The following is a 24,424-nucleotide window of genomic DNA, read 5'->3' on the forward strand; positions in this document are numbered from 1 at the left end:
GGGCTTTTCGTGACCCAATCGCTGCACAGGGCCGCTTCAGATGCAGGATTGATCATTACCCTGTTTGGACTGGGCTCCATCCTGGGATCTGCCGCAGGAGGAAAACTTACCGATGTGGTCGGCTTCAGGCCCGTTCAGATTGTCGCCGCTATTGTGAGCGGGATTTTCTTCATCATCTTCGCAAATGTTACACATTTTCACACCCTGTGTATCCTGGCGGTGGTGATTAGTTTCTTCTCAGAATCTTTCCGCCCGGCGAATTTCGCAGCCATTGCTGCTTATGCAAAACCGGGACTGGAGACACGCTCCTATTCTTTAAACCGGCTGGCCACCAATATCGGCTGGGCTGTGGGTGTCAGCATGGGCGGACTGATTGCCTCATATGATTACAGGATGCTGTTTTTCGTAGATGGCAGTGTCAGCATCATTGCAGGACTTGGCATATTGTGGTTTCTTCCGAAAATCAGGGGCTATCGGAAAACCATCAAAGAGAAAGCAAAAGGCGTCATCGTGAGGAAGCCATGGAATGACCTGGTATTTATTAAGTTTATCCTGCTGAGCACGGTATTCATCATCTGCGCCTTCCTGGTATTCAGGGTTGTCCCGGTATTTTTTAAAGAAGAATGGAAAATTGACGAGTTCATGATCGGACTGATCCTGGGGCTCAATGGCATTATCATCGCCTTATTTGAGATGGTGATGATCCACAAAATTGAGGGCAAACGTTCCCCGATTTTCTTTATCGTGGTCGGCGTATTTTTCATCGCGGGATGTTTTCTCGTACTGCTGTTGCCGTTCAAGGTGCCAGTACTGCTGGGCTGTCTTTGTATTGTCCTCTTCACCATTGGGGAAATGTTCGCCCTTCCTTTCATCAATACCTTCGTGATGAGCAGGGCCAATGAATTTAACAGGGGACTGTATGCTGCAGGATATATGTTGTGCTGGTCTGTTGCACAGCTTGTTGGACCGACAGCGGGATTTTTTATCGCTGAGCACTACGGTTACAATGTATTATGGGTGGTGCTCAGTGCCATGCTGCTGGCCAGCAGCTACCTTTACAGCCTGATGAAAAATGCAAAGTAATCTCATCACTGTTTTTAGAAACTTCGTGCCATTGCAGCAGGACTAGTTGATTTTTTTGTTGAGCCCTTCCTGCAGGGCTTTCAGCTCCTGGACAGTAGTTTTCAGGACTTCAGGCGCATGACCAAATTCAAAGGTGACCCTCCTCTTTTTCCATCCGGACCTGACTTCTATCCATTCAGAACCACCGTCGGCACAGTCGGGGCAGCCAATCGTGCCGGGAAGCGCTTTAAAGGATTTAACATCGAAGGTGTTTAATACTTTTTGATACTCCGTGCCAGCTCTGGCAACCATCATTTGTGATTCAAGTTTGGGAGATGTATTTCGGCGTTTTGTGAAAGTGATCTTTTTTTCCTCCAGTGTCAGCACCTGGTGGCAATATCCCTGGCAGTTGTTAAAGTTGGTCCCTCTGGAGATGACCATGCTGGTCTTACAGCCGGTGAAGCCCGTCGCCAGGAACAGCAGCATACAGGTTGTCAAAGTAATTGTTTTCATCGGGGCAATGGATAAGCGTTAGGTAATGGCTAAAAATAGAAATAATATTTTGTGATTTGACAAGTTCACTCCCTGAAAGTACAGATTTACTCATTCATCCTTCCAGAACAAACATTGGCGGACAACGATGTTGCTCAGGAGATTAGTTTTACAATGAAAATTATCATTTAAAACATCGATATTATGAAAAATCTAAGCACATTATTATGCCTCCTATGCATCTTGGGCGGAGTTTCATCCGGCTGCAAGAAAGACAGTGAAGAGAAAGAAGGAAATGGCGACAACCGTTACCTCTATCAGGAAAAGACCCTTAGCATTGAGCATGCCAGTTTTACCAATGCCGTTTATTTCAACAACAACATCATGAGCATTGTCCTGAAAGCCACAGAGGTCAGCAATGAAATACAGCTGTTGTTTTACAAAAGCCCGGTCACCATCCCGCAAGGTACGTTTACCTACATGGACAATGCTGCCGCGGGTTATGACCCTGCAAAACACTTCTCCGGAGGATATGTGAAAACAGACATTTCAAAATCTGATGAGATCAGGAGCGGAACGGTAGTCATCACAAAAACGGGAGACAACTACAACCTTAAGATAAACGCTGTTACCAGCAAAGGGCTGGTCGAAGGCAGCTACACTGGTAAAATAAACGAACGATAACCAATGCCGGATTATTTCCGGCTGATTACATCAGCAAAAATGAAGATCCTTAAAAAAACACATTCCACATTTTATGCCCTTGGCCTGCTGGCCGGTATTGTTTTTTCGCTCTCCATCTCTGGATGCGGTAAAAAAGATAAGGGCACAGCAGACCTGAAAAAAGGCTTACATGTAGTCGACGGCAAATACCTGGCCGATGACTGTGGCAACAAGGTGCTGTTGCGGGGCATCAATATGGGTAATATTTATGCAGCCCGGTTTGGGCAGAATGAGCTGGAAGAAATCGCGCAGACGGGCGCCAACTCGGTGCGCCTGGTGTTGACACGTGAATATCAGGACTGGAGCAATGGAGGAGCAATGACGGCACTCAGTGGTTCCGCGCTGGAGGGGATGATCAGCTCATGCATCAGCAAAGGGATGATCCCAATACTGGAATTACACGATTTCACCGGCACAGGTAATGTGCTGACCGACTTGCCCAAGGCAGTGGCATGGTGGACAAAACCGGAGATCAGCACATTGCTTTTCAGATATCAGAAATCCATCATTCTGAATATCGCCAATGAACCAGACAACGGAACAGCACACGCCAGCTCCTACAAAACGGCAAATGTCATCGCAGTTAAAGGCCTGAGAGATGCCGGATATACCTGCCCGATTATGGTTGACGCACCGGACTGGGGCAAAAATCACGTCTTTTTTCTGGAAAATGGAAATAGCATGATGGACGCAGATCCTCTGCGCAACCTGATATTCAGCGTACATGCCTACTGGCCTGTAAATGGTGCTTTTGGTAATTATCCCGACAGCTGGCTGAACACCACCATGAACAACCTGGCCAATTCGGGGCTTCCGATTGTGATCGGCGAGCTGGCAAGGGCGGACATCCAGAACAATATCGCCTACCAGATCAATTATAGTCTGCTGATGAGCCGATGTCAGACACAGGGAATAGGTTATCTGGTCTGGTGGTGGGGCTTTTATGAAAATCCCGGGGCCAACAACCAGCTGAGTATGACTAACGATGGATTGTTTAGCGGTTTGCATGGAGCAGGTAAAGCGATGGCGGTGACGGATGCCAATTCCATACAGAAAACAGCAGTAAAGGCTTGCCGCCTGTAGGATTAAAATGTCCTAAAGGGATGCAATTTCTGCTCTTTTAACTTGTGGCAGACTGTTGAATACCAGCTCATAAGAATGGTCTATCAGTTCATGTAGCTCTTTGAAGGTCAGCCTCCCATCCATAAAAACTGTATTCCAATGTTTTTTATTCATATGAAATCCGGGTTGAACCTCTTCATGTTGCTCGCGCAGCGCAATGGCCCTTTCGGGATCACATTTGACGTTAAAGCGGTTTCCTTGCTCGAGACCGATGAGCAGAAATATTTTCTCACCAACCTTAAATACCAATGTCTCCTCGCCAAAAGGAAGACCCTCTGTAGCACCAGCCTTCTGCAGGCAATAATCACGTAGTTCTTCTATATTCATCAGCATCAAATATAAGGATTACCAGAAAGGTGTAAAATAGCATCGGCATTATAAAGGACAATTAACAGTTTAACTTGCTAAAATTGTTTCAAATATGGAAGCTAAGTCTGAAAAAAGCCTCTATATTTGGGGTCAAATTTTACAATTATATTTTTATGGCAAAAGCATCTGAAATTAAGGTGGGAAATATTTTACGTTTCAACAATGAACTGGTAACCGTTACGGAGATTTTACACCGTACACCTGGTAAAGGCGGTGCTTTTTATCTGGGCAAGTTCCGCAATATTAAAACAGGCAAAATTGTAGAGGCCCGTTTAGGTACTGATGAGCAGGTAGAAATCTGCCGTGTAGAAACGAATGATTACCAATACCTGTACGAAGAAGGTGACTATTTTGTAGTGATGGACAATGTTTCTTTTGAGCAGTTTAATGTCCCTAAAGCATTGTTCGGTCCATCTGCAAGGTTCCTGAAAGAAGGAATGGATGTGATTGTTTCATTTGAAAGCGAAGAGCCGATCATGGCACAGGCACCAAATTTTGTGGAGCTGGAGATTACTTATGCAGAACCCGCAGTTAAAGGAGACACATCTTCAGGTGCACAGAAATATGCCACCACCGAAAATGGTGTTGAGATTAAAGTTCCTCTTTTTGTGAACCTTGGAGATAAAGTAAAAGTAGATACCCGCACGGGAGAATATGTTGAGCGTGTAAAATAACTCAATTCATACCATGAAAGGCGGCTTAAGAAAATTAGGCCGCTTTTTTTATGCGATGCCCCACGCTTGCACAACTGAACGATGACGCTGCCCGAGGACCTTCCCGACATCGGGCCTCAGCCTCCGAGGCCGGACAAATGTTGCTCTGCTTCAGCTAACGCTGGTTTGCAGGTATTTTCGAGGCTGGTAATCAAGGCACCAAGATCACGCTGAGCTGCAGTAGGAAATTCCAGGGCATCCAATAGATGAACAGCCTGCTGGAGCACCCCCATGATGGCGAGTGTCGTTCGCAGGCTGTGGGCCGTCCGTCTGATCAGGTCATTGTCCCCATTACGGAGCCCTTCATGAAGACGTTGCATATCTTCCGGGATTCTTTGCACAAAGTGGCTGGTCATATTTCTTTCGTAGCCGGCATTCCCCTTACCCATATCCTTGATATACTCCAGATTGATATGACGGTACACCAGATGTCTGTCGCCGCTACCAGCAACCGCAGTCACCTTATGAATCATTTCGAGCAGTTCCTGCTCGTTGACTGGTTTGGAGATGTAGTCATTCATACCGATGTTGATGCATTTCTCCCGCTCCCCTGTCATGGCATGTGCCGTCATGGCAATGATGGGGACAGCAGATTTCATTGTCGAGCGTATGTGCGTTGTGGCAGAGTAACCGTCCATTTCGGGCATTTGTATATCCATCAGCACCAGATCAAAAGGTGTGCGTTTCAATTGATAAATTGCCTCTCTTCCATTTGAAGCAATGGAAAATGAGAAACCCCAGTAATCAAGGATATTGGCCATCAGGTCCTGGTTCATGACATTGTCGTCTACCACAAGAATATGGATGGCCTTACTGATCCATGTTGTTTCTGAGGTTTTGGGTGCCGGAACAGGATGAAGAATTTCATCGGCCGCCTTTTGATAGGGAATGTAAAACGTAAAGGTCGTGCCCTTACCTGCTTCGCTGCTGACACTAATGTCCCCATGCTGTATGGAAAGGAGATTTTGAACAATGGAGAGGCCCAGTCCCGTACCACCATAATTTCTGGTGATGGAATCATCAGCCTGGTTGAAGCGGCCGAATATCTGGTTGAGTTTTTCCTGTTCAATGCCGATCCCATTGTCTGACACCTCAAACACAAGGACAACATGGTCCGGCCACACCTCTTTGCACTTCACGCCCACCCTCAAAGCGCCCTTTTCACTGAATTTAAGCCCATTACCGAGTAGGTTAACCATGATCTGCGTCAGGCGCGTAGCATCCCCGATCAGCGTATCGGGCACATCACCGTCGACGAGCGTATGGTAACCAAGGCGTTTAGACTTTACCCGTTCAGAGAAGAGCACTTCTACGGAGTGTAAGAGCCCCCGGATGCTAAAGGGTTTATTGACAATGCGCATCATACCCGCTTCAATCTTTGAGATGTCCAGGATATCGTTGATGATGGCCAGCAGGTTTTCTCCGGCCTGTTGAATGGAAACGATATAATGTGCCATGACGCCATCCGCATTGCGACGCTGCAGGAGGTTGGTAAAACCCAGAATGGAGTTGAGCGGCGTACGAATTTCATGACTCATATTGGCGAGAAAGTTCTCCTTGACACTCAAAGCCTCCCTGGCCCTCTTTTCGGAGAGATCAAGCTTTTGTATCAAAAGGCTTTGCATGCGGTACTGTCTGATGATAAACCAGCACAGTCCAGCCCCACCCAATAAGAGCAGTGCAATCAGGGAGTTCCCATACATCCGTGCCTTCGCACCACTATCGCTGATCTTTGCAGTAAGTTCCTGCATCAGTTCCTGGCGACTGTTGTAGATGCGATGGGTGGTACTGGTAATTTCATCGGAAGTCATCCTTGCCTGAGGATTTCCGATGGAGGTGGTATCGTTCATGCGGCCGGTTTGTGCAAAAAGGTCTACCAGGTGTCTTTTGGTACGCACTTTTTCCTGAGCAAGGTAATTTAGCCTGTCCAGCGCTGTTTTTATCAAAGGATCATCATTCCCTTCATTCAGGGAATCCAGGTAACCGCTCACCGATTTTATCTTATGTTCCACTCCCTCCAGATGTGAGGTATCGTCGGTCGCTATGGCCGCCCTGATCCTGCTTTCCACTCCCAGGATGTCGCGATCAATCTCGCGGAGGTGATTGCTTGTCCTCAGCTCGGCCAGTAAGTCGCGGTTTCCCTCAATCAGCACATTTGTATTCTGGGAAGAATTGTATTGGACAACGATTAACAGTACCGTTCCGATGAGGAATGCCGAAAAGATCAGGTAGCTGAACCTTCTGTTTGAAATATAAAAACGAGGATTTTCCATGATGGGCGCCAAATAAAGTAGGAATGATCAACCCGGTAAGGGCAACAACATTCAGACCTCTACACACCAACCTATAAACGAATGACTTACAAGAATCAACGGCAGTACAAACTTACCAAATATCGTAAATTCACGAGAGGTAATGCCTCCCTGCCCCTGCCCCTGCCAAGATTACATTGAAATGATTCTATTTTAAACAACAAAGGTATGATGTTTGTTTAAACATCATACCTTTGTACTATAAATTGGGAATGATCATCATATCAAATAAAAACACATGACGTTAAAGACTAAGCTCAGCGAACAGGTAATTCAGCAGATCAGGCAGGACATCGCTTCGGGGAAATACAAGGTTGGCGACAAGATTCCCGCAGAACCAGAACTGATGCAGTTGTATGAGGTGGGTCGCTCCACGATCCGCGAAGCCATAAAGGCGCTGGCCCTGTCCGGGACATTGAAAGTACAGCAGGGTTCCGGTACATTTATCAACGAACAGACAGCAAACGAACCATTGGACCAGAAGTTAAGCCGTGCAGATTTCGAGGAAGTAAACGCGGTGAGGAGCCTGTTGGAAAAGGAAATCGTGAGGTTAGCTGCTGTTCACCGCAATGCAGATCAGCTGAAGGACATCGCCGCCTGTCTGGAGAAAAGGCGCAGTGCCATTCAGGAGGAAAACCGGCAGCAATGTATGGATGCCGATATCGCTTTTCACATGGCCATTGCCAAAGCTTCCTCCAACACCGTCCTTGCCGATCTTTATGAGCGTTTCACCTCCATTATTCGCGACTTCTTTACAAAAAGAGAAACAAAGGGTATCAGTTATTTCGCTATGAGCCACCACCTTCATGAATCGCTCTATAAGGCCATTCAATCTAAAAGCGCAAAACAGGCAGAGTTGGCCCTGCAGCGTATTCTTGACAACAATTATTAATCATTATGACCATTTTTTTATTTAGCATCATCTTACTGATCGGCGCATATTTCGCGGGCCTGCTGGGCTCATTGACGGGGCTTGGCGGAGGCGTCATTGTCATTCCGCTACTCACACTGGTATTTGGTGTCGACATCCGATATGCCATTGGCGCCGCGTTGCTGGCATCGATCGCTACCTCTTCAGGCTCAGCAACTGCGTATGTGAAGGAAGGCATCACCAACATCCGTCTGGGGATGTTTCTGGAAATTGCGACGACCATCGGTGCCGTAGGCGGTGCCTTAATTGCCGTTTACACCCCTACCAATACCATTGCCATCCTTTTTGGGGTGATCCTATTATTTTCGGCCGCGATGACACTCAGGAAGAAAAACGAGGCTGCGCTCACTGAAGGTAGTAAGCTTTCGTATTTGCTCAAACTCAACAGCAGTTACCCCACGAAAGAAGGTATTGTGCAGTATAAACTTAAAAATATTGGCGGTGGTTTTTCCATTATGGCCTTTGCAGGCGTCATTTCCGGTTTGCTGGGCATTGGCTCCGGGGCACTCAAAGTGCTGGCGATGGATACCGTCATGCGCATCCCTTTCAAGGTGAGCACGACCACCAGTAACTTCATGATTGGTGTTACCGCAGCGGCCAGTGCGGTGGTATACCTGCAACGCGGATATATGGATCCTGGAATTGCCTTTCCGGTGATACTGGGCGTTCTTGGTGGCGCCATCACGGGTTCCAAGTTACTCACCCGCATGAATACCAGGGTGCTGAAAATCATTTTCTGCACTGCGATAGTCTTCATTGCCACAGAAATGATTTACAACGGCATTCAACACCATTTTTAACCTTGTAACGATGAAAAATATAGATTCAAAAACAGCATGGAATGACGGTGACGTACAATCCATAGTAGGCCGTCTGTTGAGATATGGCGTAGTCACGGCAAGTGTAGTCGCCTTCCTTGGTGGCATCGCCTACCTGATTCATCACGGTAAAAATGCGATTCCCGACTATGGGCATTTTGTCGGGCAGGAAGAGGCATTCATTACAATAAAAGGCATTTTCCACGGCGCCCTTAACCTGGAGCCCACAGAGATCATCCAATTGGGGATCCTGATACTCGTGGCCACTCCTATTTTACGTGTACTGAGCTCGCTTGTCGCTTTTACACTGGAAAAAGACAGGTTGTACATCTGCATCACATTAATCGTGCTTTGCATCATCATGGTCAGTATTTTTGGCGGCATCAAGGGTTAAGCGGGGTTGCCGCCTTAACCAGGGCATCAATATCTGCCGGTTGGAGCTGATGGAGGCTGCTGAATATTTCTGGTAGAAAACTTTTGAAGTCGGGATACCTGGCCCTGTCGGACTCATATTTTTCAATTACCTTTTCCAGCATGGGCAGCAGCACAAAACCAAATTCCGAAACATGGAGTTTTCTGATCCTGTTTTCTTCCGCGATATCGCCCATTGATTTCGCGATGCGTATTTCGCCGAGCCTGACGAGGTGTTCCACAAGGCAGGTTTCCCAGGTGCTGATATATGATTTTTCCAGGTGCCTGGCCAGTGTGGCCGTGAACAAGGAGGTGTCACGTTGGACCAGTTGTTTTAAAGGTTCAATAACAGGGTTTACGAAAGAATGCCCCAGCTCATGCACAGTCAGGAACCTGATGACCTCTGCGTTGTCAAATCCGAACTGACGATAGACACTTAAAGAGTTGAGCAGTGGCAGCTGGATGCTGGAGCTGAAGATCATGGCCGAAACTTCGCCATTCGGACTGGTCAGCTTGGGACCGAAGGCGCGGTAGTTGTCATCTCCGGGCGTGATTGGCATACCAGGCATCAGGTAGAATTCATATCCGGCAAACTGTTTACCATACCATTTCTCCATGAATGGGATGGCTTTCACGCTGATGTGTTTAGTGGCTTCCGCCAGTGCACCTTTATAAAAAGCGACATTCTGTTTTAGAAAGCTACCTACCCTTGCCTGTTTGTAAAAAGAGGCAAGGCTATCGGCCAGCTCCTCCCCCATGGCACGGGCACCGGGGTAGCGCTCGCTGAATAAGGGCAAGTCTACGGGTGGTGGCCAGCGGAAGCCCGTTGCAGGAAATGGTTTTCTATAGGTCAGGTATTCAATTTCCTGAGAATTATCATGTAAGATCTCCCTCATTTGTTTCAGGAGCTCCGCAATCCTCAGGATCACCGGGCTGTCCTTCCAGGGCAGGAAGGTTTTGAGTCCAAAATGGACAATGGGCTGATGTGTAAACTGCACCTCTTTATTGCTGAATACGTAGTTGCCGATGTGCTCAACGGCCAGCTTTTCTGCGATGAAGTAAGTTTCAATATTAGTGTTTACAGCGACGGTCACTTTTGGCGAAAGGCGGCTGGACAGCTGTCCATTTACATGAAACGGGAGCAGAAAAATCAATGCGAGGTATACTGGAATCTTCATCATAACAAATTGGTTGAACCGGATGCACCAACAGCTGTGCCATAATAATGGAGGCTTCCTAAGGCGCTTCATCGCATTGTAATTGTCATTTCATGTGCCCATTTGTTCAACATCGGACAGCAGGTGTACAATTACGTACGCTGCTGTGGGTCTGTCGGGAAAATCGCGGTACTCTGCACCTGTCAGGAATTTATTTGATAGGGATAATTGAGATCAGCGGTATATTCAGGCCGATCCTTTGAAGGAATGATGAGGAATTCAAACGTCGGCTCAAGCTCTTCAAAGCTGACCCGATCTCCATTTACATTGATGAGTTCTGTTGTTTGTTTTGTCAAGCCTCCCAGCACCTCCACGGCATACCAACCATTAGGCAGTGATATCTTTGCACTGCGGTGCTGTTTGATCCTGGCGACGGTAGCATCGGTATAAGAACGCAGATAGGGCATGGTATACAGATACACTGCACCGCTCTCGACACGAAGGCAATGACCAGCCTGTCTGACCTGCAGTTCATTGCCTTCCTTTAATAATTCGGGCTGACCTTCAGAAAGATTAAAGTAAACCGTGTAGGGCAGATTTTCAACTTTTGACAGCGGCAGCATTACGCCCTCACTTACTGCAAGATCGCCACGTTCCTGTGTCGTAAACTCCAGCAGCAGGTCGTCAGGAAGCCCGTGTGCATTTTTGTAATGAAGTAAATAATCAGGATCACCAAGGATAAAATAATCCATCAGATCATTGAGCACCTCCTCAAATTTATATACCATCTGCCCTATATAATGTGGTTATGGTTTGCTTATTTTCCAATCCGGTCTTTCAAAGTGACAGGTATACCCGAACGGATGTTTCTGCAGATAATCGCGATGTTCCTCTTCCGCGTCCCAGAAGTCGGTTTCCGGTACCACCTCAGTCGCAAATTTACCAGGCCATTTACCTGAGGCCTCTAATTCCGAGATCAATTGTTCAGCAGTCTGCTTTTGTTGATCGTCAGCGTAAAATATCGCTGATCTGTAGGAGGTGCCAATATCGTTGCCTTGTCGGTTCCTTGTTGTAGGATCGTGGATCTGGAAGAAATATTCAAGCAGACCTCGGTAAGGTAATAGCTCAGGATCAAAAGTAATTTTCAGGGCTTCTGCGTGTGTACCATGATTGCGGTAAGTAGCATTCGGCACATCACCACCAGTGTATCCCACCATGGTTGAGTTTACACCAGGAAGTTGACGGATCAGTTCTTCTACGCCCCAGAAGCAACCGCCTGCGAGAATGGCTTGTTCAGTATTCATGTAATTTTATTTATTTGACATGAAGATACGGTTATGACTGTGAAAAGGCAAGATGAACAACAAGAGGACGGCATTAGTTTACTTTTCATCAACGAACTGCAGGATAATTTAATGCTCAGGGTTTCACCAATTCATATACCGGCAACCGTTCCAATGAAACCGGGGTTTCGATTTTCAGAGGGCCATTAAAGATTTTCCCCAGATCATCTTTCCATCTTCCCTTAGGCAGGGCAACGGTTTTACGATGTTCCTTGCTGAGCACCGGGGCAATCAGGTATCTGTCGCCTAACATAAACTGTCCTTTTTCATCAGCGAAGCCCTGGTTTGGGAACTGGTATTCCATGTTACGCACCATTGGCTTACCGCTGAGAGCAGATGCCTTTGCAAGCTCAAGGATGTAGGGTGTGTACTTCATACGGAGGTCAACCGCCTGTTTCAGGGCCTTCAGGTTGGTTTGATTCAACACCCGCCATGGTGCCACTGAAAACTGCATCATGGGCATGAGTGCCGAACATTGGGCCGAGCGCACAATCAGTTCCTCATCAAGTACACCTTTGTCGCGGAACGAGCCAAACTCACCACCACCAATCATGTCAGGACAGGTGAACTGGTAACCAAGTAATCCGGCAACTGTGATGTGAGGGATGAGCTTTTGAAGATCTACCCAGGTATGCTGTTTATCCCTGAGCCGCTGCACCAATGGCTGCCCTCCCATTTTCCACATCGCCCGGTATTCATTTAGCGGAAACTTCAGGCCGATTTCTCCCCAGAGCCTGCTGTGTTCATTTGGCGAGGCCTTCGAGAATGATACTGCATCAGCAGGGTAAAACTCAGCATCACCGGCATCAAATTTAAAGCCATCCAGGTGATAGGTTTTCATCATGTACTCCAGTTTCCCCTCAAACCACATTTTAGCTGCGGGATTGGTAAAATCAAGCACGGCACTATAGCCGTTCCACCAGCTGATGATTGCTGGTTTCTGCGTTTCTGGCTGGCTGATGCCCACATTGACCTCCTTACTCATCAGCAGGCATTTTTTCTCCAGCAGTTCCCGGAATACGTCCGTATCAGGAGACACGAAGGGCGAGATCCAGAGCATCACCTTAAAGCCGAGTTGATGCAGGCTGTCCACCATCCCCGCTGCATTTCCAAAGCGGTCTTTACGAAAATCAAAGCGGCCGTAGTAGTCCGCCCAGTTGTCATCGATCATGATTACTCCCGGAGGAAAACCGTTGTTGATGATGGAATGTGCGTAAGCCAGGATATCAGCTTGATTTTGGTTATACACCAGTTCTATCCAGGTATTGTATTGCGGTTTAGTGAATAGCAACGTATCAGGCAATACATTTGGGGATGGGAAAAATCGCTTGGATGCGTTTTCGAAGGCCTGAGGGAGGTTCTTTTGCGAAGAGTCAATCGTCAATGCGCTTTCCGTCCGGTCGATCACCAATTTGTTCTTCTCGAACGTAAAACGAAAAGGTTCCTCGCTCCAGATGTAACGACCTGCGGTGGAAATCAACAAAGGGCTCGCCTGGTTGCCAACAGTATTTCCATGTATGTCCAGCGTATGCCCTTCCCTGAAAGGCATGAGATGGCCTTCGTTCACGGCCGCGCCAAACCATTTCTCGCCCTTCCGGATGGTCAGGCTGGTCTGTGCATCAAGTTTGGTTATGCCGGCACCTATCAGGCTCAGCAGCAACAGTGTACAATTAAAGAATTTGGTCATAAGGCTGGTTTGTTGTTGATCAGGAATGGTTACCTAGTAAAAATGCAGGAAAATCAGCTGCAATACAAACCAGCAAAAGAGGAGGCGTTAAAAAATCATTAAACAAACGTTTGCATTGACTACGCAAACGTTTGTTTTATTTCATTCATGCTGATCTTTTATTTCACAGGCTTGGCTCCTGTCATGGACCTGATGAGGTCTGTCTCTTCCTTACGATAAGGACTTCCATCAGCCTTTAAGATTTCATGAAACCATACGGGAGGTTCCGAAGTATAGTTTTTTGTCCAGGTATCCCATGGATATTTCGTTTGTGTTTTGCCATCCACAAAACCCCAGTTGATCATTCCAACATTATATTTTTCAGCAATGGGCAGGAAGCCTGCGAAAGTACTGCCATTGGGTCTGGCCATATACTCTGTACAGATCAATGGTTTACCGTAGCGTTGCAGCCATTTGATGCGTTTTTCGAACTCTTCCGGTGTATCATAATTGTGGAAGGTGATGACATCTGACTGCTCCAGCTGAAGTTTCTCAATCGGCTTCAGTTTATCTTCCGAAGACCAGTCGCCAGACCAGATGCCCGAAGTGAGCGGTTGCGAAGGGTTCACGGATCTTGCCCAGGCAAAGGTTTTTTCCAGCAGGGGAAGCACCAGGGCCACTTTATCCGGTGTTTCCACCTTTTCATACGAAGGGCCCGTCATGTTATCCGGCTCATTCCATACATCCCAACCTAAGATGCGGTCGTCGTTGGCGAAGTGTTTGACCAGACCTTTCACGTACCTTTCCAGACGGGGATATTGCAAGGAGTCTTTCAGGGCCACCTGTCCCGGACTTTGCACCCATCCTGAATTGTGTTTGAAAGGAAGCGGGTCCCTTTGTTTACCTAGCTTATAAAAAGGGTCCCAGCAGGAGTCGAAGATCACGAGCAAGGGTTTGATGTTTCTTTTTTTCGCGATGCTCAGGAAGCTGTCGATGCGATTAAGAAAGCCTACGGAATCCTGCTCATATAGCGCATCATGGAGATACACCCTCACTGTCGTCATCCCCAGGTCTGCTGCCCAGCCCAGTTCCTTATCAATTGTAGCAGTATCATAGGTATCTGCCTGCCACATTTCGAGCTGATTGATGGCATTTGCCGGTGTAAAATTTACTCCTACGAGCCATTTCTGTTGTTTGTACCAGTCGTTGGCCTGTTCCTTGGTCCAGATGCCGCGCGCTTTGGTCTCTTCCTTTTTTTGCTCCGAGCAACTGTAAAACAGGGTAGCAAAGAATAGTGCAATGAGGATAATTCTGTGTTTCTGCATAGTTTTGATTCTTTCGTTATTTAATTGGTCTCCTTTATTACTTTTCCTTTGATCATCCATACCTCCGTTGCGCTGGAATAGGCGTTAGTGCTGGCCACAGCCAATATCGTATCATCACTCAATACCGTCAGGCTGTTCCAAAGGCATGATTTGTTGGCAGGGATCAGAAATGGTGTAGATTTACTGCCAAAGTCTTTTGCCTGGTCATTGCCGATCACTACTTTCATGTCTGCGAAGTTCATATCGTTGGTACGTCCTTCTGTGCCCTGGTAGGACAAAATGGTCTCGCCAGTACTGAGCTGCCTGATGAAAGGTGCACCAGCATAAATTTCATCAGCAACCCTGGCCGACAAAGCATAACTCCGGTTCCGACTTTCAGCGCCCACCGTTACCGCCCAGTTCTCCTGCAGCGTATTTTTTACGATGTATGGTTTAAATGTGTTGACCGCATTGTCTTCTATTGCGACGACAACATCTGTACCGTTTTTTAAGAGTAGCGGTACCGGCATGCCGTCTCTCTTTCCAGGCCTGAAGCTCACCACGACGGGCTCAGACGTCCAGCTATCGCCCTGATCTGCAGAACGTAACATAGAGATATTCTGCTCATCAGAGTTGGTATAGGGGCCTTCGTTGGCAAAATAAAGCTGTATTTCGCCATTTGGCAACTGAATGGCTGCCGGTTCCCAGCAGCCATTTTCAAATTGATGTCCAGCCTCATACAACAGGCGTTCATTGTTCCAGGACAGTCCTCCATCGGTACTTTTCTTCACCAGGATACTGAACTTTCTCGACGGGGAGATGTCATACGGCCGCGCATTATAACAAACCAGGATGGTCTGATCCTTTAACAGCAGCAAATCCGGCACTGCATTGTTAATGCCATTGCTGCGCGGAGCCACGATCACCGCTTTTGACCAGGTATTGCCCAGGTCTGTACTTTTTACCGAGACGATGCTTCCCTCCGCTTCGTATACAGCCAGTAATGACCCATCAGGCAGCTGGATGATCCTGGCATATCCCGAATATCTCGCATTCAGACTTGCATCAGACACACGTTTCCTGCTGCTCTGGTCCCATTCAATATGCGTTTCCTTTACCCCTACCGGAGTATCGACAGTTGCGCTATCCTTTTTTGAACAGCCCAAGGCAGAAAACACCGCTAAAACATTAACTATTAATAGTTTAAACATCTGTCCTTGATTTAAGATCATGCGCTAATAATGTGGATTCTGAGTAAGCTTGGTGTTATTCTCCACTTCGATTTGCGGAAGTGGCAATCGTATACTCTTGTCCAACACGAAGTTATTAAAATCAGGATCGCGCAGTGCAACTTTTGTGATACCTGCTTCAGTATCCAATTCGCCCCATCGTTTCAAATCTGCCCAACGGACGCTCTCCCCACACAATTCCAGGACGCGCTCCATCTTCAGACGTTCTCTGAACAGGTCTTTATTGTTACCGATTGCCGGATAAGCCGTAGCCAGTGGGGCCATATTTACCCGTTGTCTCACGCGGTTTACATATTGGTAAGCATCTGCAGTCTGGCCTAATTCATTCAGGGCTTCCGCATACATCAGCAGCACATCAGCAAAACGGATCATGCGGTTGTTGATCTGATTAAAATAGTCTTCGTTGTTGCGCATATAATCTCTGGAGTATTTGCGGAACCAGGCTTCATCCGCATCCCATTGCCAGCTTCTGCCATATATTTTATCGCCAAAATCAGCTTCCAGTCCGGGATAGAACAAGGTATAGCGGAGACGGGGATCGATTTTATCATCGACAGTTTTCTCTTTTTTAAACTCTGCCACCATCCAGTTGCGGGCTTGTCCGTCAGACCAGCCTATAGAGCGTGGTGCAAAAAATTGCGCCCTATTGCTGCCCATGCTTGAGCTCGGTCCGTCACCCTCAGTAGTTTTATTCGCATCCGAGAATTGGATTTCAAATACAGATTCTTTATTATTCTCATTTTCAGCACGGAAGTTATCCTGATAAGCAACGAGGTCATAAAAAGACATGCCGGCACCAGTAACGAGGTAATCGAAAGCAGTTTTCGCATCTGACCATTTACGCTGTTGCATGTATGTTTTACCCAGCAAAGCAAATGCGGCACCTTTGGTGGGGCGGCCGATGTCATTACCGGTCCATTGTGGAGGTAAAGCCGCAGCGGCTTCAGAAAGGTCTTTTTCCACCTGTGCCCATACCTGGGCAAGGCTGCTTTGTTCCGGCATGTCCGTCGGGCTCTGCAAGGTGGTCACGATAGGGAAGTTTTCCCAAAGCAGTGCCGCATAGTAATAGTATAATCCACGCATAAACTTCGCCTCAGCGAGGATCTGTGCTTTTTTATTCTGGTCTGCAAATGGGATGTCAGGCACATAGGTCAATACCTGGTTACACCTGAAAATCGCCTTGTACGTATCCCTGTAAGTGTTCTGATTTCCTTCAAAGAAATTATAGTTGACATACTGAAACCGGGTCCAGTCGGCAAGCTCTATCCAGGGGCTTTTGCTAAAGCCCTCATCAGACGTCAGGTCAAGGCGGAAATACATCCATCGGGACCAGCCGCCAGGCTGATAAAACATATGGTAAATTGCATTTACCCCTTTCTGGGCATCAGCTTCGGTTTTCCAGAACTGTTCCAGTGTAAGTGTATTGGGATTGTCCTGATCAAGCAGGCTTTTTTTGCAGGACGAGACGATACCCGCAGCAGCGATGAGGAGTATCAATAGTATATTTTTCATGTTGATCATATTAAAATCCAAACTGTAAACCGACAGATACCATCCTTAAATTCGGGAAGGCACCAAAGTCATAACCTTTTTCAAAAATGCTGTTGTTGCTGAATTCAGGATCCAGTCCGGAATATTTGGTAATGGTGATCAGGTTTTGCCCTGATAAGGTCACCTGTGCATTCCTGAACCCAATTTTTTTCATCAGGTCATCAGGCAGGTTGTAGGAAATACCGATGTACTTCATCCGTGCGAAACTACCGTTTTCCAGCCAGCGGTCCGTATCCCCTCTTGAGTTGATGGTACTGCCATAAAAGGCACGTGGCACATCTGTATTCGGGTTTTCAGGTGTCCATGGCTGTATCCCTGCACGGTAATTGGTATTATCAGAAAACATGTCTGTCACACTACGCGGACCGTTGAACACCAAAGAACCAAAGGACGCAAACCAGTCCATGCTGAATGTAAAGTCCTTGTAGGAGGCATTGAAGTTTAGGCCCAGCTCGTAATCCGCCCATGGATTTCCAGCAATGACCTTGTCCGCATTGGTGATTGCTCCATCACCATTGTTATCTTTAAAGCGGATATCACCAGGCTGTGCAGTTGGCTGGATGACCTTACCTGCAGCATTTTTATAGTTTGCCACCTCCGCTGCATTTTGGAAAAGGCCATCTGTCTGCAGCACATACCACATTCCAATAGGGCGTCCTACCTCGGTCACCGTATTGCCGACAAAGGTCCTGTTTTTGCCATAACCCAGGTCGATCACTTTATTGCGTAAGGTGGTCAGGTTTCCTGTGACGCTATATTTAAATGGGTTGCTGTTCTCCTGATAGGTAGCGGTGAACTCAAATCCACGATTGCCTAAAGTAGCCCCGTTCACATATGGATTACCACCATCATTGCCTGTTGAGGTCAGCAAGGGATAGCGGAGAAGTACATCTTTTGTTTTCGAGATGAAGTACTCTGCACTGATTGTCAGCTTATTGTCCAACACCGTAGCATCAAACCCGTAGTTTTGTTGTGTGACTTCTTCCCAGCGCAGGTCAGGGTTTGCCAATTGCACCTGTGTAGAACCCGGTTGTACCGCCTGCCCAGGGCCCATTACAATTGTAGGGAAGGTATTGATAAAGGCGATGTAATCGTAAGGACCTATGTTGCTGCTCCCCAGTGTACCGTAGTTTGCGCGTAACTTCAGATCGTTGATCCATGAAGTTTTAAAGAATTCCTCCTGACTGATGCGCCAGGCTCCGGAGATCGAGGGAAACACACCAAACTTATGATCTTTTCCGAAACGGGAGACACCATCCGTACGTATTACCCCATTGACCAGGTATTTATCAGCATAATTGTATTCAAACCTGCCGAAATATGAAATGAGGTCGGTCCTGTTTTTGAAACCGCCGGTTTGAGGTTCATTTCCCTGATCCAGTACTTCATAATAACCACCGGCAGGATTTGCCAGGATATTTCTTTTTCTGCCCCATATCTGCGCATAGTTATCGCGTTGATAGGATTGTCCGGCGAGCACATTGATGTTGTGCTTTCCGAAAGTTTCTGTAAATGAAAGTGTATTTTCAATCAGCGCCGTTGAAGACTCGCCCCTGTTTTCATTGAAGATGGCAGGATCATAGGCCTGGTTCAATGTCCAGTTTCCCTCCTTACGCAGGTAAGTAAAATGGTCGCGACTGGTTTCATAGCCGAGGCTGATCCTATATTTCAGGGAAGGGAGAAATTGCAGTTCCGAGAAGAGATTACCCCGGATGCGCAGGTTTTCATTGGTACGGTCATCCAGGTCTGCAATAGCGACCGGGTTGCTACCGAATGTCCTCGCACGACCTTCATCGCCATAACCATACCCGCCTGGGTTTGCGGAATTGTAAACCGGAATGGTAGGCAGCATCCGGACGACATCAATAATAGGATTTCCAGACATCTCGTCCGTCTTAGCATTACTAATGGCTAAGTTTTCCCCGATGGTGAAGATCCCCTTCGTGCTCTTTGTATTCACCCTGAAGTTAATCCGGTCGAAGTCAGTACTGATTACTGCACCTTTATTGCCGAAATAACCAGCGGAGATGAAATAGGTCGCATCTTTGCTTCCTCCGGAAAAACTCATTGAGTAGTCCTGCACCTGTCCGACACGAAAGGCCTCATCCTGCCAGTCGGTATTTACCGACAGGTCAAGATTTTGTCTTGTCGCACCAGCATTGTCGTAAGCCATGAAGTTGAGCCTTGAAAATTCTTCTGTTTTAGCAAGGTCATACCTTGGAATGGTCTGCAGTGTTGTTTTGGCAGAAACATCAATTTTTGTGGGCCCTTCAGCACCGCGTTTAGTGGTAATGATGATGACACCATTTGCCGCTCTGGAACCATAAATTGCTGCTGCGGAAGCATCTTTAAGGATTTGGATCGACTCAATATCGGCGGGGTTGAAATCACGGTTTGCCGTAGTCACCAACCCATCGATCACATACAGTGGGTTGGTTCCTGAGAAGTTCTTCAGCCCGCGGATCTGGATTTGTGCTTCAGAGCCAGCCTGACCGCCACCACGCACCCGTATCCCGGTAGCAAGTCCCTGCAGGGACTCTGCAACGGTAGTTGCCTGTCGTTTCTTGACATCAGTTGCCTTTACTACAGATATTGCACCCGTAAGGTCTTGCTTACGCTGGGTGCCATAACCTACCACTACCACTTCGCTGAGGTCCGAGCTGGATTCTACAAGTGTGACCTGTAGGGGCTGCGTGCCCGAAACAGGAACTTCTTTCGTGGTATATCCGATAAAGGAAAATACAAGGACGCCTTTCTGCCCTGCTGGCAACGTGATGCTGAATCTACCATCACCATCAGTAAGGGTAGAAACACCTGTACCTTTTAACTGCACCCCCACGCCTACCATCGGCCCGCCGGCATCCTTTACTGTACCTGTAATTTTCTCCTGTGCCTTCGCCGAACCAGCGCAGGTAAACAGGAATAACATGAGGAGAAAGCTGAGCATCCGGTCTTTGATGTTACCGATCAACTTCAGACGGAAACCAGTATCCCGTCTTTGGAGTAGTTTTTTGTTCATACAATGAAATTTAATATTTGGATACCGCTAAATAAGGTGATATGAGTTGACGCTTTAGTTCAAAATCTGTTCATTGTGTATCAATTATCAGCCATAACAAACGATTTGAACGGGTTTTCAGGTTATGCTCTAATTTTCGGTTATATTTAATGATGATTTTTTCCGGGCATTTAAAAACCATATTTTTCAGCTTATGCATTCTTGTGGGTGTCCAGCAGATGGCGGCGGCACAGTCCTACAATTTCAGGCATTATCAGGTAGAATCCGGTTTATCCTATAATTCGGTGATCTGCAGTTTGCAGGACAAAAACGGGTTCATGTGGTTCGGTACCAAAAACGGATTGAACCGTTTTGACGGGTACCGTTTTAAGGTCTACCGCAATGACCCTGAACAGCCCGGCAGCCTGGGGCATAATTTTATTCATTCTCTGCTGGAAGATGAAAAAGGGCAGCTGTGGATCGGCACGCTCAAAGGGCTTTATTTATATGACCAGACAAACGATACATTTAGACTGATTGCAGGCACATGCACAAAAGACATCAATAGCCTGAAGACTGACCGGCGCGGTAAGATCTGGTTTATTGCCGGTGGCATCCTGCAGTACTACGAACAAAAAACCAGTAAGCTGACGGGATTCGAAAATATCCTTCCGGAACAGGCAACATCGGTCACGATTAGCGACAGTGGTGACCTATGGGTTTCCACCGCACTCGGCTTCCTGCAGCACTATCAGCCTGGCTCCGGCAGGTTTGAGCCCTACAATGTGTTCAGCAGGTCGGGTCCCGCATTATCGCGATGGATAGAAAAAATTGAAGATACCGGAGATGGTCACCTCTTCATTGGAACATCCAATCAGGGGATAAAGCTGTTTAACCTGCGTAGTCACGACTACCAGGATGTTCCCATCAGCAACCCCGACCGCACCATCATCTATGCTCGGGATTTTCTGAAGACGGCAACAGATGAATATTGGATTGCCACTGAATCAGGCATTTTCATTTATAACCGGAAGAGCAACAAGTATACCCATCTGCGAAGTAAGACCAATGACAGCTATTCACTCTCGGACAACGCAGTATATACCCTGACAAAAGATAAAGAAGGCGGTATCTGGTGTGGTACCTATTTCGGTGGCTTGAGTTATTACCAGCAGCCCTACACCTCTTTTGATAAATTTTATCCCAAGGCCGGTGAGAACAGCCTGCAGGGTAATGCTGTCCGGGAAATTGTCAAAGATGGAAAGGGAAACCTGTGGATCGGCACTGAAGACGCCGGCTTGAATAAATACAATCCAAAGACCAAAACCTTTGTGAATTTTATGCCTGCGACGCCAGGCAGCAGCCTCTCTCACTCCAACATCCACGGACTTGCCGTTACCGGCAATAAGTTATGGCTGGGGACCTTTGAACATGGACTGGATGTATTCGACATCAATACTTCGAGGGTAATCAAAAAATACAAGGCTGGCCCCGCTCCCAACGAGTTCAAGAGCAACTTTATCGAAAGCCTCATCACAACAAAGGACGATGAGCTCCTGATCGGAACGGCTTTCGGATTGTACAGGTACAATGCTGGCAGCGACGACTTTATGTTGCTGAATGAAGTTCCCGGCAACAAACACTATTCTGCCCTGCTCGAAGATGAACATGGCACCATCTGGGCAGGTACACTGAGAGATGGTTTATATTCCTTCAACAGGCGCAGTAAACAATCGGACAGCTATTTATTTAGTGCCCAGGACAAAAATAGTCTGAGCAGCAATGAGATCAACGGGATTTTTCAGGATTCCGACCACAATTTGTGGATTACTACGGAGAATGGGCTGAACAAACTGACGTCAGGAAACAGAGGATTTAAGCGGTATACGACAAAAGACGATTTTCCTTCCAACATTTTCTACAAGATACTGGAAGATGAAATGAAGAACCTATGGATCAGCACCTCCAGGGGATTGGTACACTTCAACCCAAAAACAGAAAAAATTATCAGTTTCAGTAAAGCCAATGGACTCCTGAGCGACCAGTTCAATTATGGCTCAGCTTTCAAGGACGAAGATGGCCAGATGTATTTTGGAAGTGTGAAGGGGATGATCAGCTTCAATCCCGAACGCTTCAGGGAGAATAAATTTATTTCAAAGGTATACATCACCGGTTTTCAGGTAGACAATAAAGAACTGGAAGTGGGGACTGGAAACTCAGGACTCAGCGGCCCGATCAACTTTACGCAGGAGATCAGGTTGTCTCATCACCAGTCAAATCTGAGTATCGATTTCGCGGCATTAAGTTTCACAGCGCCGGAAATGACTGAATACGCATTTGTGATGAAGGGAGTTGATGACCGCTGGACGTATCTAAAGACCAATCGAAAAGTCTATTTTACCGACCTCTCCCCGGGCGAATACACCTTTATGGTCAAAGCCTCAAACAGCAGTGGCATCTGGAATGGGCAGATCACCCAACTGAAGATTATCATCGATCCCCCGTTCTGGGCCAGCGTACCTGCCCTGATCTGTTACGGAATCGCACTGGCGGCATTCGTATTTGCCATGGTCAGGTATTACCACAGAAGACTCTGGATTAAACATCGTGAAAAAATTGAGCGTTGGGAGATTCAAAAAGAAAAAGAGCTTTACCATGCAAAAATCAATTTTTTCACCCATGTGACACATGAGATCAGAACACCACTGACATTAATCAACGGACCTCTCGAGGAGGTGATCAGAAAGACGGAGCAACTTCCCGCACTGGCGAGCAACCTGACGATCATGAAGAAAAACACTGACCGCTTGCTGGAGCTGACCAACCAGCTGCTGGATTTCAGGAAAACGGAGCAGAAAGGCTTTAACCTGAGCTTTGTACAGCTCGACGTGAATGAATTGCTGAGAGATACCTGCGTCCGCTTTCAGCCGCTGATTGACGAAAAAAAGATACTGATGCTGGTGGAGCTTGAGCAAACCCCGCTTTTGGCATTTGCAGATGCAGAGGCACTCAGTAAGATCGTCAGCAACCTGTTGGACAATGCCTTAAAATATGCATCAGCAAAAGTATGGATCAAGACCTCTTCAGATGAGGACACGTTCAGCATTGTGATCATCAATGATGGGAATACCATCCCTGAGAAATACAAACAACTGGTGTTTGAGCCTTTTTACCGAATGGAAAGCGCTAAAACAAAGATAGGTTCCGGTATCGGACTATCGCTGGCGAAGTCACTGGCAGAGCTGCACGAAGGAACACTGGACTTGAATACGGAAATTGAGGGGCGTACCTGCTTTGAGCTGCGACTGCCGAAACACCACGATCAGGAGTACACGATCGGCCGCAATATTCCCTCAGCTGTCCATGCTGAGGAGAACGAGCCACCGCTGTCGAAATCAGATGCAGAGCTCCCGGTGATTTTAGTGGTAGAAGACAATCCGGAGATCCGGACCTTCATCACCAATATCCTGCAGGAAGACTTTACCATTGTAGCCGTTGAAAATGGTGAAAAAGCATTGAAGGCACTCAACGATGTGAGTGTGCAGCTGATCATCAGTGACATCATGATGCCGGTGATGGACGGACTGGAACTCTGCAAAACGATAAAAGGCAATATCGACTATGCGCATATCCCTATTGTTCTGCTCACTGCGAAGAACACATTACAGTCGAAGATCGAAGGTCTGGAGGTGGGCGCAGATGCTTATATCGAGAAGCCATTCTCCCCGAACCACCTGCTGAGCCAGGTGGTTAACCTGCTCACCTTACGTGATAAGATTAAAAATCACTTTGCGCATTCCCCATTGGTGCACCTCAAGAGCATGGCGTACAATAAGGCTGATGAAGCCTTTCTGGATAAGCTGAACGATACGATTATAAAAAACATGTCAAACACCGCCCTGGATGTTGACTTCCTGGCGGATGTCATGAACATGAGCCGGCCAACGCTTTACCGAAAGACAAAAGCAATTTCCAATTTGTCGCCGCATGAACTGATCAACATCACCCGTTTGAAACACGCGGCGCTGTTACTCACTGAAGGGCATTTTAAAATCCTTAAAATAGCCTCCATCACCGGATTCAGTTCGTCGGCACAATTTGCGAGGAGTTTTGTAAAACAGTTTGGCATGACCCCCTCAGAATATGCCGCTTCAGTAAAAAATACACCGGTTACCACAACAGGTTAAAGAGCAATAGAAAAC

At 47.1% G+C, this 24,424-nt stretch carries 19 protein-coding genes; 8 read left to right on the forward strand and 11 right to left on the reverse strand.

All coding sequences use genetic code 11. The annotated features are described in order from the left end of the window. A partial coding sequence (locus PBAL39_RS23560) for an MFS transporter (RefSeq protein WP_008246508.1) occupies positions 1 to 1,083 on the forward strand: 1,083 nt, incomplete at its 5' end. Between the two features lie 42 nt (positions 1,084 to 1,125). On the opposite strand, the gene PBAL39_RS23565 is transcribed toward PBAL39_RS23560, so the two are convergent. After that, a complete protein-coding gene (locus PBAL39_RS23565) occupies positions 1,126 to 1,575 on the reverse strand; it encodes a hypothetical protein (protein ID WP_008246510.1) in 450 nt (149 codons plus the stop codon). 183 nt (positions 1,576 to 1,758) lie between these two features. On the opposite strand from PBAL39_RS23565, the gene PBAL39_RS23570 reads away from it, so the two are divergent. Both PBAL39_RS23570 and PBAL39_RS23575 read left to right on the forward strand, forming a co-directional pair. Next, positions 1,759 to 2,238 carry a hypothetical protein gene (locus PBAL39_RS23570; protein WP_157274189.1) on the forward strand — a complete coding sequence of 160 codons (480 nt, stop codon included), beginning with the start codon at positions 1,759 to 1,761 and terminating at the stop codon, positions 2,236 to 2,238. 39 nt (positions 2,239 to 2,277) lie between these two features. Continuing rightward, positions 2,278 to 3,360 (forward strand): cellulase family glycosylhydrolase, encoded by a 1,083-nt coding sequence (locus PBAL39_RS23575; protein WP_157274190.1) that lies wholly within the window; start codon positions 2,278 to 2,280, stop codon positions 3,358 to 3,360. 12 nt (positions 3,361 to 3,372) lie between these two features. Here PBAL39_RS23575 and PBAL39_RS23580 read toward each other — a convergent pair whose 3' ends face one another. Beyond that, entirely contained in the window at positions 3,373 to 3,726 is a 354-nt protein-coding gene (locus tag PBAL39_RS23580) for an MmcQ/YjbR family DNA-binding protein (protein ID WP_039867607.1), read from the reverse strand. Positions 3,727 to 3,881: 155 nt separating this feature from the next. Here PBAL39_RS23580 and efp point away from each other — a divergent pair, with 155 nt between their 5' ends. Then, entirely contained in the window at positions 3,882 to 4,442 is a 561-nt protein-coding gene (gene efp / locus PBAL39_RS23585) for an elongation factor P (RefSeq protein ID WP_008246514.1), read from the forward strand. 116 nt (positions 4,443 to 4,558) lie between these two features. Here efp and PBAL39_RS23590 read toward each other — a convergent pair whose 3' ends face one another. Further along, positions 4,559 to 6,754: a hybrid sensor histidine kinase/response regulator gene (locus PBAL39_RS23590; protein WP_008246516.1), complete on the reverse strand. Its 2,196-nt coding sequence runs from the start codon at positions 6,752 to 6,754 to the stop codon at positions 4,559 to 4,561. A gap of 277 nt (positions 6,755 to 7,031) precedes the next feature. Here PBAL39_RS23590 and PBAL39_RS23595 point away from each other — a divergent pair, with 277 nt between their 5' ends. The 3 genes from PBAL39_RS23595 to PBAL39_RS23605 are packed head-to-tail and all read left to right on the forward strand — an operon-like array spanning position 7,032 to position 8,936. Then, positions 7,032 to 7,685 (forward strand): FadR/GntR family transcriptional regulator, encoded by a 654-nt coding sequence (locus tag PBAL39_RS23595; RefSeq protein WP_008246518.1) that lies wholly within the window; start codon positions 7,032 to 7,034, stop codon positions 7,683 to 7,685. A 5-nt stretch (positions 7,686 to 7,690) separates the two neighbouring features. Next, positions 7,691 to 8,524, forward strand: a complete 834-nt coding sequence (locus PBAL39_RS23600) for a sulfite exporter TauE/SafE family protein (RefSeq protein ID WP_008246520.1) — start codon at positions 7,691 to 7,693, stop codon at positions 8,522 to 8,524. A gap of 10 nt (positions 8,525 to 8,534) precedes the next feature. Then, complete coding sequence (locus PBAL39_RS23605; protein WP_008246522.1) at positions 8,535 to 8,936, forward strand: DUF1634 domain-containing protein; 402 nt, start codon at positions 8,535 to 8,537, stop codon at positions 8,934 to 8,936. Here PBAL39_RS23605 and PBAL39_RS23610 read toward each other — a convergent pair. The 8 genes from PBAL39_RS23610 to PBAL39_RS23645 form a co-directional block, all read right to left on the reverse strand. After that, the gene (locus PBAL39_RS23610) at positions 8,926 to 10,134 is read right to left on the reverse strand and encodes a DUF4932 domain-containing protein (RefSeq protein WP_008246524.1); all 1,209 of its coding nucleotides are present in this window, start codon (positions 10,132 to 10,134) and stop codon (positions 8,926 to 8,928) included. The genes PBAL39_RS23605 and PBAL39_RS23610 overlap by 11 nt on opposite strands. 179 nt (positions 10,135 to 10,313) lie before the next feature. After that, a complete protein-coding gene (locus tag PBAL39_RS23615) occupies positions 10,314 to 10,898 on the reverse strand; it encodes a hypothetical protein (protein WP_008246537.1) in 585 nt (194 codons plus the stop codon). Positions 10,899 to 10,916: 18 nt separating this feature from the next. Continuing rightward, positions 10,917 to 11,414, reverse strand: a complete 498-nt coding sequence (gene msrA / locus PBAL39_RS23620) for a peptide-methionine (S)-S-oxide reductase MsrA (RefSeq protein ID WP_008246539.1) — start codon at positions 11,412 to 11,414, stop codon at positions 10,917 to 10,919. Between the two features lie 115 nt (positions 11,415 to 11,529). Then, entirely contained in the window at positions 11,530 to 13,140 is a 1,611-nt protein-coding gene (locus tag PBAL39_RS23625) for a glycoside hydrolase family 31 protein (protein ID WP_008246541.1), read from the reverse strand. A 158-nt stretch (positions 13,141 to 13,298) separates the two neighbouring features. Continuing rightward, positions 13,299 to 14,444, reverse strand: a complete 1,146-nt coding sequence (locus PBAL39_RS23630; protein ID WP_039867608.1) for a cellulase family glycosylhydrolase — start codon at positions 14,442 to 14,444, stop codon at positions 13,299 to 13,301. Between the two features lie 20 nt (positions 14,445 to 14,464). Continuing rightward, on the reverse strand, positions 14,465 to 15,634 hold the full coding sequence (locus PBAL39_RS23635; RefSeq protein WP_157274191.1) for a sialidase family protein: 1,170 nt from the start codon (positions 15,632 to 15,634) through the stop codon (positions 14,465 to 14,467). 24 nt (positions 15,635 to 15,658) lie between these two features. Further along, a complete protein-coding gene (locus tag PBAL39_RS23640) occupies positions 15,659 to 17,185 on the reverse strand; it encodes a RagB/SusD family nutrient uptake outer membrane protein (RefSeq protein ID WP_039867611.1) in 1,527 nt (508 codons plus the stop codon). A gap of 10 nt (positions 17,186 to 17,195) precedes the next feature. Continuing rightward, positions 17,196 to 20,243 carry a TonB-dependent receptor gene (locus PBAL39_RS23645; RefSeq protein ID WP_008246550.1) on the reverse strand — a complete coding sequence of 1,016 codons (3,048 nt, stop codon included), beginning with the start codon at positions 20,241 to 20,243 and terminating at the stop codon, positions 17,196 to 17,198. 149 nt (positions 20,244 to 20,392) lie between these two features. Here PBAL39_RS23645 and PBAL39_RS23650 point away from each other — a divergent pair, with 149 nt between their 5' ends. Beyond that, positions 20,393 to 24,409 (forward strand): hybrid sensor histidine kinase/response regulator transcription factor, encoded by a 4,017-nt coding sequence (locus PBAL39_RS23650; RefSeq protein WP_008246554.1) that lies wholly within the window; start codon positions 20,393 to 20,395, stop codon positions 24,407 to 24,409. Positions 24,410 to 24,424 lie beyond the last annotated feature (15 nt).

Origin of the sequence: Pedobacter sp. BAL39, from assembly GCF_000170795.1 — a bacterium.
Taxonomy (GTDB): Bacteria; Bacteroidota; Bacteroidia; order Sphingobacteriales; family Sphingobacteriaceae; genus Pedobacter.

Bases quoted from the DNA above. Each gene is read 5' to 3' on its own strand.
- PBAL39_RS23565 (WP_008246510.1), bottom strand. From the start codon at position 1,575: ATGAAAACAATTACTTTGACAACCTGTATGCTGCTGTTCCTGGCGACG.
- PBAL39_RS23570 (WP_157274189.1), top strand. From the start codon at position 1,759: ATGAAAAATCTAAGCACATTATTATGCCTCCTATGCATCTTGGGCGGA.
- PBAL39_RS23575 (WP_157274190.1), top strand. From the start codon at position 2,278: ATGAAGATCCTTAAAAAAACACATTCCACATTTTATGCCCTTGGCCTG.
- PBAL39_RS23580 (WP_039867607.1), bottom strand. From the start codon at position 3,726: ATGAATATAGAAGAACTACGTGATTATTGCCTGCAGAAGGCTGGTGCT.
- efp (WP_008246514.1), top strand. From the start codon at position 3,882: ATGGCAAAAGCATCTGAAATTAAGGTGGGAAATATTTTACGTTTCAAC.
- PBAL39_RS23590 (WP_008246516.1), bottom strand. From the start codon at position 6,754: ATGGAAAATCCTCGTTTTTATATTTCAAACAGAAGGTTCAGCTACCTG.
- PBAL39_RS23595 (WP_008246518.1), top strand. From the start codon at position 7,032: ATGACGTTAAAGACTAAGCTCAGCGAACAGGTAATTCAGCAGATCAGG.
- PBAL39_RS23600 (WP_008246520.1), top strand. From the start codon at position 7,691: ATGACCATTTTTTTATTTAGCATCATCTTACTGATCGGCGCATATTTC.
- PBAL39_RS23605 (WP_008246522.1), top strand. From the start codon at position 8,535: ATGAAAAATATAGATTCAAAAACAGCATGGAATGACGGTGACGTACAA.
- PBAL39_RS23610 (WP_008246524.1), bottom strand. From the start codon at position 10,134: ATGATGAAGATTCCAGTATACCTCGCATTGATTTTTCTGCTCCCGTTT.
- PBAL39_RS23615 (WP_008246537.1), bottom strand. From the start codon at position 10,898: ATGGTATATAAATTTGAGGAGGTGCTCAATGATCTGATGGATTATTTT.
- msrA (WP_008246539.1), bottom strand. From the start codon at position 11,414: ATGAATACTGAACAAGCCATTCTCGCAGGCGGTTGCTTCTGGGGCGTA.
- PBAL39_RS23625 (WP_008246541.1), bottom strand. From the start codon at position 13,140: ATGACCAAATTCTTTAATTGTACACTGTTGCTGCTGAGCCTGATAGGT.
- PBAL39_RS23630 (WP_039867608.1), bottom strand. From the start codon at position 14,444: ATGCAGAAACACAGAATTATCCTCATTGCACTATTCTTTGCTACCCTG.
- PBAL39_RS23635 (WP_157274191.1), bottom strand. From the start codon at position 15,634: ATGTTTAAACTATTAATAGTTAATGTTTTAGCGGTGTTTTCTGCCTTG.
- PBAL39_RS23640 (WP_039867611.1), bottom strand. From the start codon at position 17,185: ATGAAAAATATACTATTGATACTCCTCATCGCTGCTGCGGGTATCGTC.
- PBAL39_RS23645 (WP_008246550.1), bottom strand. From the start codon at position 20,243: ATGAACAAAAAACTACTCCAAAGACGGGATACTGGTTTCCGTCTGAAG.
- PBAL39_RS23650 (WP_008246554.1), top strand. From the start codon at position 20,393: ATGATGATTTTTTCCGGGCATTTAAAAACCATATTTTTCAGCTTATGC.